This is a genomic window from Actinomycetota bacterium (assembly GCA_004297305.1).
Lineage (GTDB): Bacteria > Actinomycetota > Actinomycetes > S36-B12 > FW305-bin1 > FW305-bin1.
In genome coordinates this window covers 369,804-385,954 of sequence record SCTR01000006.1, presented here as the reverse complement: position 1 = coordinate 385,954, position 16,151 = coordinate 369,804, and the positions used below count along the sequence as shown (strand labels likewise).

The 16,151-nt window shown below is 70.5% G+C and carries 16 protein-coding genes; 11 read left to right on the top strand and 5 right to left on the bottom strand.

Translation table 11 applies throughout. From position 1 onward, the window contains the following. The first annotated feature begins 153 nt into the window (after positions 1-153). From dnaK to clpB, 5 genes are all read left to right on the top strand, one after another. On the top strand, positions 154-1,986 hold the full coding sequence (gene dnaK, locus EPO13_04685) for a molecular chaperone DnaK (protein TAK70252.1): 1,833 nt from the start codon (positions 154-156) through the stop codon (positions 1,984-1,986). Continuing rightward, positions 1,986-2,609 carry a nucleotide exchange factor GrpE gene (grpE, locus tag EPO13_04680; protein TAK70251.1) on the top strand — a complete coding sequence of 208 codons (624 nt, stop codon included), beginning with the start codon at positions 1,986-1,988 and terminating at the stop codon, positions 2,607-2,609. Before dnaK ends, grpE begins: the two co-directional genes overlap by 1 nt. A gap of 45 nt (positions 2,610-2,654) precedes the next feature. Then, positions 2,655-3,821, top strand: coding sequence for a molecular chaperone DnaJ (dnaJ, locus tag EPO13_04675; GenBank protein ID TAK70250.1), 1,167 nt, complete (start codon positions 2,655-2,657; stop codon positions 3,819-3,821). After that, on the top strand, positions 3,821-4,180 hold the full coding sequence (locus EPO13_04670; protein TAK70249.1) for a MerR family transcriptional regulator: 360 nt from the start codon (positions 3,821-3,823) through the stop codon (positions 4,178-4,180). Before dnaJ ends, EPO13_04670 begins: the two co-directional genes overlap by 1 nt. 81 nt (positions 4,181-4,261) lie before the next feature. Continuing rightward, the gene (gene clpB, locus EPO13_04665; GenBank protein ID TAK70248.1) at positions 4,262-6,856 is read left to right on the top strand and encodes an ATP-dependent chaperone ClpB; all 2,595 of its coding nucleotides are present in this window, start codon (positions 4,262-4,264) and stop codon (positions 6,854-6,856) included. A 3-nt stretch (positions 6,857-6,859) separates the two neighbouring features. Here the strand turns inward: clpB and EPO13_04660 are convergent, their stop codons facing one another. From EPO13_04660 to dapC, 3 genes are all read right to left on the bottom strand, one after another. Next, positions 6,860-7,684, bottom strand: coding sequence for a hypothetical protein (locus EPO13_04660; GenBank protein ID TAK70469.1), 825 nt, complete (start codon positions 7,682-7,684; stop codon positions 6,860-6,862). Positions 7,685-7,689: 5 nt separating this feature from the next. Continuing rightward, a complete protein-coding gene (locus tag EPO13_04655; GenBank protein TAK70247.1) occupies positions 7,690-8,232 on the bottom strand; it encodes a hypothetical protein in 543 nt (180 codons plus the stop codon). Positions 8,233-8,455: 223 nt separating this feature from the next. Continuing rightward, a complete protein-coding gene (gene dapC / locus EPO13_04650; GenBank protein TAK70246.1) occupies positions 8,456-9,628 on the bottom strand; it encodes a putative succinyldiaminopimelate transaminase DapC in 1,173 nt (390 codons plus the stop codon). A gap of 50 nt (positions 9,629-9,678) precedes the next feature. Between dapC and EPO13_04645 the strand changes: the two genes are divergently transcribed. Continuing rightward, entirely contained in the window at positions 9,679-10,446 is a 768-nt protein-coding gene (locus EPO13_04645; protein ID TAK70245.1) for an SDR family oxidoreductase, read from the top strand. A 64-nt stretch (positions 10,447-10,510) separates the two neighbouring features. On the opposite strand, the gene EPO13_04640 is transcribed toward EPO13_04645, so the two are convergent. Next, positions 10,511-11,029, bottom strand: coding sequence for a hypothetical protein (locus EPO13_04640; protein TAK70244.1), 519 nt, complete (start codon positions 11,027-11,029; stop codon positions 10,511-10,513). Positions 11,030-11,109: 80 nt separating this feature from the next. On the opposite strand from EPO13_04640, the gene EPO13_04635 reads away from it, so the two are divergent. Then, on the top strand, positions 11,110-11,673 hold the full coding sequence (locus EPO13_04635) for an orotate phosphoribosyltransferase (protein ID TAK70243.1): 564 nt from the start codon (positions 11,110-11,112) through the stop codon (positions 11,671-11,673). A 3-nt stretch (positions 11,674-11,676) separates the two neighbouring features. Here the strand turns inward: EPO13_04635 and EPO13_04630 are convergent, their stop codons facing one another. Further along, positions 11,677-12,441 carry a DedA family protein gene (locus tag EPO13_04630; protein TAK70242.1) on the bottom strand — a complete coding sequence of 255 codons (765 nt, stop codon included), beginning with the start codon at positions 12,439-12,441 and terminating at the stop codon, positions 11,677-11,679. A gap of 57 nt (positions 12,442-12,498) precedes the next feature. Here EPO13_04630 and EPO13_04625 point away from each other — a divergent pair, with 57 nt between their 5' ends. The 4 genes from EPO13_04625 (at position 12,499) to EPO13_04610 (ending at position 16,070) form a co-directional block, all read left to right on the top strand. Then, positions 12,499-13,170, top strand: coding sequence for an rRNA methyltransferase (locus tag EPO13_04625; GenBank protein ID TAK70468.1), 672 nt, complete (start codon positions 12,499-12,501; stop codon positions 13,168-13,170). Between the two features lie 5 nt (positions 13,171-13,175). After that, a complete protein-coding gene (gene fbaA / locus EPO13_04620; GenBank protein TAK70241.1) occupies positions 13,176-14,198 on the top strand; it encodes a class II fructose-bisphosphate aldolase in 1,023 nt (340 codons plus the stop codon). Next, positions 14,111-14,956 carry a DUF72 domain-containing protein gene (locus EPO13_04615; GenBank protein TAK70240.1) on the top strand — a complete coding sequence of 282 codons (846 nt, stop codon included), beginning with the start codon at positions 14,111-14,113 and terminating at the stop codon, positions 14,954-14,956. Before fbaA ends, EPO13_04615 begins: the two co-directional genes overlap by 88 nt. Positions 14,957-15,155: 199 nt before the next feature. Then, complete coding sequence (locus tag EPO13_04610; protein ID TAK70239.1) at positions 15,156-16,070, top strand: TetR/AcrR family transcriptional regulator; 915 nt, start codon at positions 15,156-15,158, stop codon at positions 16,068-16,070. Positions 16,071-16,151 lie beyond the last annotated feature (81 nt).

The following is a 16,151-nucleotide window of genomic DNA, read 5'->3' as shown; positions in this document are numbered from 1 at the left end:
GGAGCGGTGCGGTCGGTGGGCGGCCCGCCCAGCCACGTCGAGGACTGACTTGAGTCCGAGCGGCTCAACTTTCCTCCGGTACGACTTGACACATAGTCAGAGCCGGGCGCACTCTTGAGGCCACGCATCACCGCCCTACCGGAGGTACATCCCATGGCCCGTGCAGTCGGCATCGACCTCGGTACGACGAACTCCGTCGTGGCCGTCCTCGAAGGTGGCGAACCCACCGTCATTGCCAACGCCGAAGGAGCGCGCACGACCCCCAGCGTGGTCGCCTTCGCCAAGAACGGCGAGGTGCTCGTCGGCGAGGTCGCGAAGCGGCAGGCGGTCACCAACGTCGACCGCACCATCCGGTCCGTGAAGCGGCACATCGGGACCAACTGGACCGTCGACATCGACGGCAAGGCGTACACCTCGCAGGAGATCAGCGCCCGGGTGCTGTCCAAGCTGAAGCGGGATGCGGAGGCGTACCTCGGCGAGGGCGTCACGGATGCGGTGATCACCGTTCCGGCGTACTTCAACGACGGGCAGCGGCAAGCCACCAAGGAGGCCGGCGAGATCGCCGGGCTGAACGTGCTGCGGATCATCAACGAGCCCACCGCGGCGGCCCTGGCGTACGGCCTGGACAAGGGCGACGCCGAGCAGACGATCCTGGTCTTCGACCTCGGTGGCGGGACCTTCGACGTCTCGCTGCTGGAGATCGGCGACGGCGTGGTCGAGGTCAAGGCGACCAGTGGCGACAACCACCTCGGCGGTGACGACTGGGACCAGAAGATCGTGGACTGGCTGGTCACCGGGTTCAAGAACGGCAACGGCATCGACCTGACTAAGGACAAGATGGCGATGCAGCGGCTCCGTGAGGCCGCGGAGAAGGCCAAGATCGAGCTGTCCAGTTCGATGCAGACCTCGATCAACCTGCCGTACATCACCGTCGACGCGGACAAGAACCCGCTGTTCATCGACGAGACCCTCACCCGCGCGCAGTTCCAGCAGATGACATCGGACTTGCTGGACCGGACGAAGGCGCCGTTCAAGAACGTTATCTCCGACGCCGGGATCGCGGTCAGCGACATCGACCACGTGGTCCTCGTCGGCGGCTCGACCCGCATGCCGGCGGTCACCGACCTGGTCCGGCAACTGACCGGCGGCAAGGAGCCCAACAAGGGGGTCAACCCCGACGAGGTCGTCGCCGTGGGTGCCGCGCTGCAGGCCGGCGTGCTCAAGGGTGAGGTCAAGGACGTCCTGCTGCTGGACGTGACTCCGCTGTCGTTGGGGATCGAGACCAAGGGCGGCGTGATGACCAAACTCATCGAACGCAATACGACGATCCCGACGAAGCGGTCGGAGATCTTCACCACGGCTGAGGACAACCAGCCGTCGGTGCTCATCCAGGTGTACCAGGGCGAGCGGGAGATGGCGGCGTACAACAAGCGCCTGGCGACGTTTGAACTGACCGGTCTGCCGCCGGCGCCGCGGGGCATCCCGCAGGTCGAGGTGACCTTCGACATCGACGCCAACGGCATCGTCCACGTCGCGGCCAAGGACATGGCCACCGGCAAGGAGCAGTCGATGACGATCAGCGGCGGCTCGGCGCTGTCGAAGGACGAGATCGACCGGATGATGCGCGACGCGGAGGCGCACGCCGAGGAGGACCGGCAGCGCCGCGAGGAGTCCGAGGTGCGCAACACCGCGGAGTCGTTGGTGTACCAGACCGAGAAGTTCCTGTCCGACAACGCCGACAAGGTCCCCGCGGACGCGAAGGCCAACGTCGAGGGCCCGCTCGGCGAACTCAAGACCGCGCTGGCCGGCTCCGACATCGCGGCGATCCGGACGGCGACGGACAAGGTCGCCCAGGCCAGTCAGGCATTGGGTGCGGCGATGTACGCCCAGGCCGGGCCGGCCGCCGGCGAGGCGGCGGGCAGCACCGGTTCCGCTGACGACGACGTCGTCGACGCGGAGATCATCGACGAGGACGAGCAGAAGTGATGGTGGGCGACGACCGCGAAGCCGAGCGTGACCCGGACCGTCGGGAGGGCGTGACCTTCACCGACCGTCGCCGGATCGACCCGGACACCTTGCGGCTGCGGGAGAACGCGGCGCCGGACAGCCCGGCGGGCGAGGTCCCGCCGGGCGGCCCGGGGTCGACCGGGGCGGGGCCGGGTGGTGCGGGGCAGGACCCGCAGGCCGAGGATGTGGCTGCGGCAGTAGCCGAACTCACCGCGGACGTGCAACGGGTCCAGGCCGAGTACGCCAACTACCGCAAGCGGGTCGAGCGTGACCGCGAAGCGGTCCGCGACCAGGCCGTGGCGTCCGTGCTCGTCGCCCTGCTTCCCGTGCTCGACGACATCGGCCGGGCGCGCGAGCACGGCGAACTCGAAGGGGCGTTCAAGGCTGTCGGCGAGGCGGTGGAGGCGGCCACGGCTCGGCTGGGCCTGGAGACCTTCGGTGCGGTCGGCGAGGCATTCGACCCGACGTTGCACGAGGCGCTGACCCACGAAACCCGCGAGGACGCCGCCGGTCCGACCTTGATCGCGGTGTACCAGGCCGGCTACCGGTTGGGTGGGCGGGTCGTCCGACCGGCCCGCGTCGGCGTCGCCGACACCGATTGACCTGCGTGCCGTCGGAACCGTCGATCACCGGGAGGAGGGGCGTCGATGAACCGTGACTGGGTCGAGAAGGACTTCTACCAGACCCTGGGCGTCCCCAAGGATGCCACTGCCGCCCAGGTGAAGAAGGCCTACCGCAAGCTCGCTCGGGAACTGCATCCGGACGCCAAGCCGGGCGATGCGCAGGCCGAGGAGCGGTTCAAGGAGGTGTCGGAGGCCTACGACGTGCTGTCCGACAGCACCAAACGCAAGGAGTACGACGAGGCCCGGGCCTTGTTCGGCAACGGCGGGCTCGGTGGTCCCGGTGGTGGTTTCGGGGGCGGGAACTACGGCGGCACCATGGACGACCTGTTCTCCCGCATGGGAGGCGGCGGATCCGGCGGGCTGGGCGACGTACTCGGCGGCATCTTCAACCGCGGCCGTGGCGCGGCAGGTGGCCGCGCGCCGCGTCGGGGTGCCGACATCGAGAGCGAGGTGACGCTCGGGTTCACCGAGGCCATCGAGGGAGCCACCGTCCAGCTCGGCTTGGCCAGTGAGGGACCGTGCCCGACCTGCGCGGGCACCGGTGCGCGGGACGGCAGCGCACCGCGTGTCTGCCCCAGCTGCAGCGGCACCGGCCTGACGTCGCGCAATGCCGGCGGGTTCGCGTTCTCCGAGCCGTGCCAGCAGTGCCGGGGCCGCGGGCTGGTCGTGGACGATCCCTGTCCGACCTGCCACGGCTCCGGCCGAGGCCGCAGCACCCGGACGGTGTCGGCCCGGATCCCCGCCGGGGTGCGTGACGGGCAACGGATTCGCCTGAAGGGCAAGGGAGTTCCCGGTGAGCGAGGTGGCCCGGCGGGCGACCTGGTGGTGGCCGTTCACGTCCGGCCGCATCCGGTGTTCGGCCGCGACGGGGACAACCTGACCGTCACCGTGCCCGTGACGTTCACCGAAGCGGCGCTCGGTGCCAAGGTGGCCGTGCCGGTCCTGGGTGGTTCCCCGGTAACGCTGCGACTGTCGCCGGGGACGGCCAACGGCCGGGTCCTGCGGGTCCGCGGCAAGGGCGCGCCCCGCAAGGACGGCACCCGCGCGGACCTGCTGGTGACCGTCGAGATCGCCGTACCGCAGAACCTCACCGGTGCGGCGCGAGAGGCACTCACGGCGTACGCCGAGGCGACCGCCGACCATGACCCGCGGGCCGAACTGCTGGCCGCCGCCGTGGCAGCGGAGGCGTGATGAGTTCCCCTGAGAACCCTCGGTCGAGTTTCGGACCCGACGAGGACGCGCCGGTCTACGTGATCTCGATCGCCGCGCAACTGGCCGGGCTGCACCCGCAGACGTTGCGACAGTACGACCGGCTCGGTCTGGTGTCACCGGACCGCAGCCTGGGCCGCAATCGGCTCTACTCCATGCGCGACATCGCTCGGCTCCGGGAGGTGCAGCGGTTGGCGAACGAGGGGATCAACCTGGCCGGCATCCAGCGGATCCTGGTGCTGGAACAGGAGGTCGTGGCGTTGCGTGACCGCCTCGACGACCTCACCCGCGACCGACGCTCGACCGCCTTGGTGGTCTGGCGTCCGGTGACCCGCGGCTGAGGCCACCGTGTCGCCGGCCCGATCCCGCCGGCAGTTTCGTTCGTACGCCGATGACCTCGGCGAACCTCGGGAGGGAATCTCGTGGACCTGAACTACACCACTCGAAGCCAGGAGGCGCTGGCGGCCGCGGTCCGGCTGGCGACCACGGCCGGCAATCCGCACGTCGAGCCGATCCATCTGCTCGCGGGGCTGGTCGAGCAACGGGACGGCATCGCCGCGGCCCTGCTGGACGACGTCGGAGTCGACGCTGCGGACCTGGCGGCCGCGGTCAGTACCGAGCTGGGTCGGCTGCCCAGTGCGCACGGTGCCGCGGTCGCGCAACCCCAACTGGCGCAGACCGCATTCCGGGCGCTGCAGGCCGCGCAGGACCTGGCCACCGAGCGGGGCGACGACTACGTGTCGACCGAGCATCTGCTCATCGGCCTGGCCCGCGACGGGGTTCCTGCGCAGCTGCTGACGCCGCGTGGCGCCACGCCGACGGCGCTGCTGGCCGCGTTGGACAAGGTCCGCGGCTCGGCCCGGGTGACCAGCCCCGAGCCGGAGGGGACGTTCGAAGCGCTGGCGAAGTACGGCGTGGACCTCACCGCCCGGGCCCGGGAAGGCCGCATCGACCCGGTGATCGGGCGCGACGCCGAGATCCGGCGCGTCGTGCAGGTGCTGTCCCGGCGGACGAAGAACAACCCCGTGCTCATCGGTGAGCCGGGCGTCGGCAAGACCGCGGTGGTCGAAGGCCTCGCGCAGCGCATCGTCGCCGGCGATGTCCCGTTGTCGTTGCGCGGCAAGCGGCTGATCGCCCTGGATCTTGCCGCGATGCTCGCCGGGGCGAAGTACCGCGGTGAGTTCGAGGAGCGGCTCAAGGCGGTCCTCGAGGAGATCAAGGGCAGCGACGGTCAGGTCGTGACGTTCATCGACGAGTTGCACACCGTCGTCGGTGCCGGTTCGTCCGGCGATTCGGCCATGGATGCCGGCAACATGCTCAAACCAATGCTGGCCCGCGGTGAGTTGCGGATGGTCGGGGCGACCACGCTGGACGAGTACCGCGAGCGCATCGAGAAGGACCCGGCGCTGGAACGGCGTTTCCAGCAGGTCCTGGTCGGCGAGCCGACCGTGGAGGACACCGTGGCGATCCTGCGTGGCCTGAAGGAGAAGTACGAGGCCCACCACAAGGTCGTCATCGCCGATGCCGCGCTGGTCGCCGCCGCGCAGCTGTCCGACCGCTACATCACCGCACGGTTCCTGCCGGACAAGGCGATCGACCTCGTGGACGAGGCGGCGTCCCGGTTGCGGATGGAGATCGACTCGTCCCCGGTCGAGCTCGACGAACTGCAGCGCACCGTCGACCGCCTGATGATGGAGGAACTCGCGCTGGGGCGGGAGAGCGATCCGGCGTCGGTGGCCCGGCTCGAGCGGTTGCGCGCCGACCTCGCCGACCGCCGGGAGGAACTCGCCGCGTTGCGGGCGCGCTGGGAGTCCGAACGCGAAGGCCTGGATCGGGTCGGCGAGGTGAAGATCCGGCTCGACGAGCTGCGCGTGATTGCCGAACGGGCGCAACGGGATGGCGACTTCGAGCAGGCGTCCCGGATTCTGTACGCCGAGATCCCCGAGCTGGAACGAGAGCTCGCGGCGCTGTCGTCGCAGACCAACGCTCGCGCGGCGATGGTCTCCGACGAGGTCGGTCCGGACGACGTCGCCGAGGTCGTGGCCGCCTGGACCGGGATCCCCGCCGGCAGGCTGCTGGAGGGCGAGACCGCGAAGTTGTTGCGGATGGATGCGGCACTGGGCGAGCGCGTCGTCGGGCAGGCCGAGGCCGTCCGCGCCGTCTCCGACGCGGTCCGCCGGGCCCGCGCCGGCGTGGCCGACCCGGATCGGCCGACCGGGTCGTTCCTGTTCCTCGGGCCGACCGGCGTCGGCAAGACGGAACTGGCCAAGGCGTTGGCGCAGTTCCTGTTCGACGACGATCGGGCGATGGTCCGCATCGACATGAGCGAGTACGGCGAGAAGCACGCGGTCGCCCGGCTCGTCGGTGCCCCGCCCGGGTATGTCGGCTACGAGGAGGGCGGTCAGCTCACCGAGGCGGTACGCCGCCGGCCCTACACCGTCGTACTGCTCGACGAGGTCGAGAAGGCGCACCCCGAGGTGTTCGACATCCTGCTGCAGGTGCTCGACGACGGGCGGCTCACCGACGGCCAGGGTCGTACCGTGGACTTCCGCAACACGATCCTGGTCCTGACGTCGAACCTCGGTTCGGCGTACCTGGCCGATCCCTTGCTCGGCGAACACGAGAAGCGGGAGGCGGTGATGGCGACGGTCCGGTCGTCGTTCAAGCCGGAGTTCCTCAACCGGCTCGACGAGGTCGTGCTGTTCCATCCGCTGGGATCCGCCGAACTCACGCGCATCGTCGACCTGCAGCTGGACCTCATGGCCGCCCGTTTGGCCGACCGTCGGCTGACGCTGCAGGTGTCGCAGCCGGCCAAGGACTGGCTGGCACTGCAGGGGTTCGACCCGGTGTACGGCGCCCGGCCGCTGCGTCGACTGGTCCAGTCGGCGGTGGGCGACCCGTTGGCGCGGGCGATCCTGGCCGCCGAGGTGCTCGACGGCGACACCGTCGTGGTCGATGTCGCCGATCCGGGCCCCGACGGCACCAGCGCCGGCCTCACCGTGACCCGCGCGGCCTGAACCTCACCGCGAAGCCGCCGCCGCAATACGTCGGACAAACTCGTTGACCCACTCAACGGCAGCGTCGACCGTTGGGAGGACGTCGAGGCCGTCGGCCGCCTGTGCATAGAGCGTGTCCCACTGGTTGCCGACGACGACTGTGGGCGGCCATGTCTGCTGACGTCGGTAGGCAAAGAGTCGGACACAGATCGCGTCGACCTGCGTCAGGTCGAGATCGTCGCCTCGATCGAGGAGTTGAAGGTCAACCAGGTCTCGCGCACGTTCACTTCGCTCGCTTGAGACAGCATGAAGTTTCTGCGCGATTTGATGGTCGGCCCGCAGGACCGGTACCGGTCTCGGTATCTCGAGGCCAACCTCGGTGAAGAGTCCGACCAAGTCGGAAGCAAGCTGATACTCGGGTTCGTCGGCATCACCAATCTCGTTGTAGCCGAGCTCGAACTTCACCGTGCACCACGGCCTGCCCAGATAGTCCAGCTTCACCTCGAATGGTTGCATGAGGTAGGCCGTCGGCACGGCGGTTGGGCGCGGTGCAGCCTTCTCCACCAGCCGCCCGGTGAACCCCGCCCACCCTGCCGCCAGTGAGTCCTCGAAGTCGCTGCGATATCTGGCGAGTGGCTGAACTCGCGCAGCGTCGAGATCACGGGTGAAGCGGGTCTCGCGCCCGTAGCGCAGGGCCATGGCGCTGCCGCCCTTGATCGCGCCCTCGGGCACCATCTGGCTGACCACAACAAGAGCCATTCCGACTCGACGCCGCAGGGCAACGCCGTCGCTACCCGCGAGGTTGCGGATACGCTGCTCCAGCGAGCGCACATTCGTCGGCGCGTCGATGTAGCTCACGACCGAAGTTCCTTTCGTACGTGCTGCCATTCCGTCGTGGTCAGCAGTCCGCTGCTACGAGCCTGTTTGGCGGCGTCCAGCAGACGCTCGGTCTCAATGCGGCCGCGGCACTCAAGGATGGAGTCGGCCACTGATTGCGCCGCCAGGCCCTCGTAGAGCGTGGTTCGGGCCTCGTCTTTGACGCGGGTCAGTTCGACGAACGGCGGCAGCTTGGGGCGGGCGCGTCGACGGACGGCCACCTTGATCCGTCGAGGGTTGACGTCGGCCAGGCCGAGAAGAGCGAGCACCGACTCCCCATGAAGGTAAGCCCCCTCGCCCGCTCGCAGAAGCGCCTCCGCGAACTGGTCATATGCCGTCGGCGGAATGTCGGGCATCCGGTACAGCCCGTACGAGACGTTGTCCAGACCGCCCCGGGCGGCAAGCTTGGGCAGTTCCACCGCTGGGACCCCGGCCTCGGCGGCCGCCTTCGTCGTGACGTAGCCATGGTGATCGAGCGCGATCTCGCGCACGATCGTTCGGTACTTCACGTGGGCAGCCATGTCACAACCATACCGAAAACAGTAGTGTCGTGACCAACGCCAAGACGCCCGCCAGTGCGGCGCAGGCGACGTCCCGACGGTCGCCCGATCCGGGCCCCGACGGCACCAGCGCCGGCCTCACCGTGACCCGCGCGGCCTGAACGTCACCGCGAAGCCACCGCAAGGGCCGGCAACCGGGTGCCGTTGGCCGCCGTTGCGGTGGCACCGCGCGGGTGTGCCAGCGTCAGCCGAAGGCGGCGCGGAGCCGGTCCAGCGCGGTCGTGAGCACCTCCGGCCGTTTGCAGAACGTCCAGCGCACCGTGGTCGCGGCGACCTCGGGATCGTCGCAGAGCACTCGCACCGGGATGGCCGCCACGCCGGCGCGCTCGGGCAGCTCGTCGCAGAAGGCCACGCCGTCGTCGTACCCGAGCGGCCGGACGTCGGTCGTCACGAAATACGTCCCCTGCGGTTGTTCGACGGGCAGCCCCAGCCCGGTCAGCCCGTCGCAGAACAGGTCTCGGCGGGACTGCAACGAGGCGCGCAGATTCTCGAAATAGCTGTCCGGCAGTTCCAGCCCCGCGGCCATGGCCCACTGGAACGGGCCGCCGCTGACATACGACAGGTGCTGGCGTACGACCCGTACGGCGCCGACCAGGTCGGCCGGGCCGCTGCCCCAACCGACCTTCCATCCGGTGAACGAGAACGACTTGCCGCCGCTGCCGACCGTCAGCGTCCGCTCGGCCATGCCGGGCAACGTCGCGATCGGGATATGGCGGTGCTCGTCGAACCACAGGTGTTCGTAGGCCTCGTCGCTGACGACGAGCAGGTCGTGGTCGACGGCGATCCGGGCGATCTCCGTCAACTCGGCCGCGGTGAACACCACCCCCGTCGGGTTGTGGGGCGAGTTCAGCAGGATGAGCCGGGTGCGCGCGGTCACGGCCGCCCGCAACGCAGCCAGATCGGGCCGGAACGCCGGCGCGACCAGCGGGACGGACACCCGTACGCCGCCGGCCAGCGCGATGCCCGCCGCGTAGATGTCGAACCACGGCTCGAAGACGAGCACCTCGTCGCCGGGTTCCAGCAGCGCGAGCAGCGCGGCCGCGAGGATCTCCGACGCGCCGGTTCCGACGACGACACCGTCGGCGGGGTCGACCGACAGCCCGTACCACCGCTGCTGGTGGGCCGCGATGGCGTCCCGGAGCTGCGGCAGCCCGTGCGCCGGCGGGTACTGGTTGCCGCGGCCGTCGCTGATCGCCTGGCAGGCAATGGCTTTCAGCTCGTCGGGACCGTCGGTGTCGGGGTATCCCTGGCCGAGGTTGATGGCTCCGGTTCGCGCGGCGAGGGCCGACATCTGCCCGAAGACGCTGGTGGCGTGCGGCAGCATCCGTGCGACGAGTTCGGGCGACCGGCCGACCATGAGCGGCAAGGGTACGGCGCGGCCAGCCGGTGCCCCGTACGGTTCCGGCCATGAGTACCGCTCTGGTCACCGGCGCGACCTCGGGCCTGGGCTACCAGTTCGCCGTGCAGCTGGCCGCCCGCGGTCACGACCTCGTCCTGGTCGCGCGCGACGCCGACCGGCTCGACGAGGTGGCCAGCGTGCTCAGCACCGAGCACGGGGTGGCCTGCGAGGTCCTCGCCGTCGACCTGGCCGACGAGGAGGAACTGGCCGCGGTCGAGGAACGGCTGGCCGACGAGCGGCGCCCGATCACGGTGCTGGTCAACAACGCGGGCTTCTCGCTGGGTCGGTCGTTCGTCACGACCAACGTCGACGACGAGCAACGGCTGCTCGACGTCCTGGTCACCGCTGTCCTGCGGCTGACCCATACGGCACTGCCGGGGATGCTCGCGCGTGGCCGCGGCGTCGTGCTCAACGTCAGCAGCGTGGGCGCCTGGGTCCCCGGTTCGACGTACGCCGCGGCCAAGGCCTGGGTCACCTCGTTCAGCACCGGACTGGCGATGCGGCTGGACGGCACCGGCGTGCGCGTCGTCGCGGTGTGCCCTGGCTTCGTGCACACCGCGTTCCACGACCGCGCCGACATCGACACGTCCGGCTTGCCGGAGTGGGTCTGGCTGTCGGCCGAGGAGGTGGTGAGCACGGCCCTGCGTGACGCCGGTCGCGGCCGGGCGGTCAGTGTGGCCGGGGCGCCGTACCGGCTGGCCTCGCTCGTCGTGCCGCGGCTGCCGTACGCCGTGCTCCGGGTGGTGTCCCGCCGCTGGCCGGGCCGCCGGGGCTGATGCGGCCCCGGTCGTGGCGAACGCGACGCCGCCGCAAGCCGACAACGCGGGTAGCGGGAAAGACCTACGGCTGCAACGCGATAGTCGCAAGCTCGGTCGCCAGGTCGGGCGTCGGGCGGGTATCCCAGCCGCGCAGCCTCGCCTGCAGCGCCGCTGATCGAGCAGCGTCGCTCGCCGCGGCGGTGAGCAGCACCGTCACCGGCGCGTCCGGCCAGTCCGGCGCGCTGCCGTGCTGCGGCAGCGCCGCGTCCACCAGGACGTAACCGCCGACGGTGCGGCGTGCGGCCCGCTGCGCGAAGCCCAGCGCCGGCAGCATCGGGCCGGCGCCGCCCACGGTGACCAGCAGCAGTGGTTCGCGCAGTCCGGATCCGGCCGCCGAACTCGACGCGGACAACGAGACTGCGCAGTGGGCGACCCAGTGCGCGGTACGCAGTGCCTCGCCGCCCGGCTCGTCGTGCAGGGCAGGCACATTGGGCCGGACCACCCGGACGCCGTGGTCCACCAGCGACTCGGCGATGTCGTCCCAGTCGACCGCGGGCTCGCCGGGTGCCGCCGGGCACAACACCACGGTGCCGACGGTCATGGCGCCAGCCTGACGCACGGGACGAACGGCGCCCGGTCGCGACACGGACCGGCTGTGGCGACTCGCTAGGCTCCGCCGCCATGGCTACCGCGACCGCGTCATCGTCGTACGACACCGATCGCGCTGCGCTGCGCTCCCACATCCTCGACAAGGCCGTGGTGCGCGGCCGGGTCGTGCTGTCGTCCGGGCGGGAGGCCGACTACTACGTCGACCTGCGCCGCGTCACCCTCGACAGCGCGGCTGCCCCGCTGGTCGGCGCCGTCATGCTCGGGCTGACCGCGGACCTGCAGTACGACGCGGTCGGCGGGCTGACCTTGGGCGCAGATCCGGTCGCCACGGCGATGTTGCATGCAGCGGCAGCTCGGGGCCGCCGCCTCGACGCCTTCGTCGTCCGCAAAGAGGCCAAGCAGCACGGGCTGCAGCGCCGGATCGAGGGGCCGGACGTTGCCGGCCGGCGAGTCCTCGCCGTCGAGGACACCTCGACGACCGGCGGCTCGGTGCTCACCGCCGTGACGGCCTTGCAGGAAGCGGGCGCCGAGGTGGTCGGCGTCGCCGTCATCGTCGAGCGGGGTGCCGCCGACGCCGTCTCGGCGGCCGGTCTCGGTTACCGCGCCGCGTATTCGCTCGCCGACCTCGGGCTGTAGCCCTCAGCCGACCTGCCCCGGTGTCGGGGTGTCGTCGCGAGCGCCGGTGCCCGGCGCGTCCGCCGCGGTTCCGTCCGGTCCGGCGAGCAAGGCGTCGTCAGCCGGTAGCGGGGCGTCCTCGGGTAGCAGTGGCGCGTCGTGGCGGTGCCGGATCATCTCGATGGCGATCGGGATGACCGACACCAGGACGATCAGGATCGTCAGCACCTCGATGTTGTTCTTGATGAACGCGACGTTGCCGAGGTAGTAGCCGAGGATCGTGAACCCGGCCGCCCAGATCACACCGCCGATCGCCGAGTACAGCGCGTAGGCCTTGAAGTTCATGCGGGCGATGCCGGCGACTGCCGTGATGAACGTCCGCACGATCGGCACGAAGCGGGCCAGGATGATCGCCGGCGCCCCGTACCGCTCGAAGAAGGCGTGCGCCCGGTCCAGATGCTTGCGTTTGAACAGCCTCGAGTCCGGCCGGTCGAACAGGTGCGGGCCGAGCCAGGCCCCGACGCCGTACCCGACGAGGTTCCCGGCGACAGCCGCGGCGGACAGGATTGCCGCGGCGACCCAGATGTTGATGTCGATGGCGCCTTGTGCGATGAGCAGGCCGACGACGAACAGCAGCGAATCGCCCGGCAGGAAGAAGCCGATGAAGATCCCGCACTCGGCCAAGATGATCAGTACGGCGATCCAGAACGCGGCGCTGCCGTAGCGCGAGACGATCTCGATGGGGTCGAGCCAGTCGGGCAGCAGGGCGAGCTGATCGGCGAAGCGCATCACGGCAGGCTAGTGGTCGTTAGGGTCCCGACTCGTGGTGAAGGGCCTCCGCGGGTGGTGACCGGCCTCGACGACGGTCACGTGCCGCCGGCTGACCCGGGCGGACCCGGCCTCGGACCGCATCCGCAGCCGTGGCCGGACGACGACCGGCTCGACCCGCAGCTGCTGGCCGAAGGTGACCACCGCAACGTGGCCGACCGGTACCGGTACTGGCGGGTCGAGGCGATCGTGGCGGACCTGGACAGCCGGCGGCACCCGTTCCACGTCGCGGTGGAGAACTTCGCCCACGACCTCAACATCGGCTCGGTGGTGCGTACGGCGAACGCCTTCCTGGCCGCCGAGGTCCACATCGTCGGGCGGCGCCGGTGGAACCGCCGCGGCGCGATGGTGACCGACCGGTACCAGCACATCCGGCACCACCGGACCGTCGAGGAGTTGCTCGGCTGGGCGAGTGCCCACGGGTTGCCCGTGGTCGGCGTCGACAACCTTCCCGGCGCCGTACCGCTCGAGACCTACGCGCTGCCGCCGGCCTGCGTGCTGCTGTTCGGCCAGGAAGGCCCGGGACTCTCCGAGGCCGCCCGCGCCGGTGCTGCGGCGACCGTGTCTATCGCGCAGTTCGGCTCGACCCGGTCGATCAACGCCGGCGCTGCTGCTGCGATCGCGATGCATGCCTGGGTACGCCGTCACGTCTTCTGCCAGGATGGCCCGGCCGCCGGATCGAGGAGTTGAGCGCCGTGCCCATCGCGTCCCCTGAGGTATACGCCCAGATGCTGGACCGGGCGAAGGCGGGCGCCTTCGCCTATCCGGCGATCAACTGCACGTCGTCGCAGACCGTTCTCGCGGCGATGCGCGGCTTCGCCGAAGCCGACAGCGACGGCATCATCCAGGTGAGTTGGGGCGGCGCGGAATACGCGTCGGGCCAGCTGGTCAAGGACATGGTGCTCGGGGCGACGGCACTGGCGGAGTTCGCGCACGTAGCGGCCGCCAAGTACCCGGTCAACATCGCCCTGCACACCGACCACTGTCCGGTGGACAAGCTCGACGGCTTCATGCGCCCGCTGTTGGACATCTCGCTGCAGCGGGTGGCCGACGGCCGCGAGCCGCTGTTCGGCTCGCATATGTGGGACGGCTCGGCCATCGAACTGGACCGCAACCTCGCGATCGCCGAGGAGCTGCTGGAGAAGTGCGATCGCGCGCGGATCGTGATGGAGCTGGAGATCGGCGTCGTCGGCGGCGAGGAGGACGGGGTCGAGGCGACCCACGACGCGAAGCTGTACTCCACTCCGGAGGACGGTCTGGCGACCGCCGCTGCGCTCGGCCTGGGCGAGCGCGGCCGGTACATGGTGGCCGCGACGTTCGGCAACGTGCACGGCGTCTACAAGCCGGGCAACGTGAAACTGACGCCGTCGATCCTCAAGGACATCCAGGATGCGGTGGGGGCCAAGTACGGCAAGGACAAGCCGTTCGATCTGGTGTTCCACGGCGGCTCCGGTTCGCTGCTCAGCGAGATCCGCGAGGCGCTCGACTACGGCGTGGTGAAGATGAACGTCGACACCGATACCCAGTACGCGTTCACCCGTCCGGTGGTCGATCACGTCATGAAGAACTACGACGGTGTCCTGAAGATCGACGGCGAGGTCGGCAACAAGAAGGCGTACGACCCGCGGACGTGGGGCAAGCTGGCCGAGGCGTCGATGGCCGCCCGGGTCACGCAGGCGTGCGAAGACCTTCGGTCGTCCGGGACGAAGCTGAGCTGACCGCGGGCCGGCTTTTCCTCGGTACGTCGGGCTGGGCGTACCGGTCCTGGCGGGGCCCCTTCTATCCCGTCGACGTACCACAGCGATCGTGGCTTGCCTATCTGTCGCAACGGCTCACGGCGGTCGAGGTCGACAGTTCCTTCTACCGGCTGCCCGCTGCCGACGCGGTCGCCGGCTGGGTCCGGGCGACGCCGGCCGGGTTCGGCTTCGCAGTCAAGGCGTCGCGCTACCTCACCCACGTGAAGCGGCTGGGCGGTGAGCTGCCCGACAGCTGGTCGCGGCTGCTGGGCAGTGTCGGTGCACTCGGGGACCGGCTGGCGGTGGTCCTCGTCCAGTTGCCGGCGAGTTTCGGCCCGACCGACCTGGGCTGGCAGCGGATGACGGGGTTCCTCGACTACGTCGGATCGGTACCGGGGCCGCCGATCGCCGTCGAGTTGCGGCACCCCGACTGGTTCACCGGCAGCCGGCTGGACGCCTTTGCCGAGCGCGGGGTCACGCTGGTCCACGCCGACTCGTCGCGGTTCCCTGCGCCACCGCCGCATTTCGCGGCCGGCCCGCTGTCGTACTACCGGTTGCACGGTCCCCGGCAGTTGTATGCCTCCGGCTACACCGACGCGGAGCTCGACGGCTGGGCGACCCGGGTGGCCGCGGACCTCGCCGCCGGCCGGGACGCCCACGTGTACTTCGACAACGACATCGACGCCCATGCCCCGCGCGATGCGCTGCGGTTGCTGGCGCGGCTGGCCCCCAGCGGTTGACCAGCCGCGCCGGCGGTCGACCCGTCAGGCTGGGGCGACGGCGGGGACGGCGCTGGCTCCGGCCACCGCGAGCACGTCGAACGGCGACCGCGTCAGCGTGCCGGGCAGCGCCGCCAGCTGGGCCTGCACCTGCTGCATCGCCTGGCCGAGGACGGTGCTCTCGAACCGCCGCAGGTGCTCCTCGGACTCCCAGACCTCGATGAACCGCCAGCCGCCCTCGCACGGACCGGCGACGTGGGCGCGGCAGCCGTCCGGCAGGTGTCCTCCGGTCAACGCCAGGACTGCCGCATCGACGGTGGCCGACTGCTCCGCGGTGACTCCGGGCATCGTGACGCACTGTGCATACATGGTCCGCTCCTCCCCGGGCCGGAGCCCAGTATTTGATAGAGTGTGGCTCTATTCATTAGAGGTGAGTGTGAACGAATCTGCGGGACACGTCAAGGCGCGGTCGTACGACTCGTCCGGCCGGCAGGCCGCCGCGGCCGCCGCTCGGGCCCGCGTCGTCGACGCCGCCGTTGAGTGCTTCGCCGAGCAGGGCTACGCCGGCACGACGATGGCCGCGGTCGCGGCGCGGGCCGGGGTGTCGGTCGCCACCGTCCATGCCGCATTCGGGACCAAGTCCGCGCTGCTGAAGCGCGCGGTCGACGTCGCCATCGCCGGCGATCATGCCGAGGTGCCGGTGGCCGATCGCGACGAACCGCGCGCGGCGCTCGCCGAACTGCACCGCACCGGCGACGGCACTGCACTGCTGGCCGTGTTCGCTCGGACCTTCGTCATTGCCTCGCAACGGGTTGCGCCGTTATGGGCGGCGATGCGGGAGGCGGCGGCCGCCGACGCCGACGTGGCGACGCTGCAGGCCCGTGCCGAATCCGGTCGGCTCGCGGCCATGACCGGGATCGCCGCCGAACTCGACGGCGCCGGCGTGTTGCGTGCGGACCTGCCCGTGCCGCGCGCCGGCCAGGTGCTCTGGGCCGTAGCCGCGCCGGAACTGGTCGAGCGACTGCTGCAGCAGCCGGGCTGGGACCTCGACGCGGTGGCCGACTGGCTCGGTACTGCGCTGGCCGAGCTGCTGCTCGCGCCCCCGTCACGGCCGACCGGGCCGTCGTCGCCGTGACGGGCGGCCGCCGTCCCGCTGCCGGCAGTCGACATCGTGCCCGCGCCGTCCCGCCGCCGGCAGTCGACCGGTCGCCCGGCA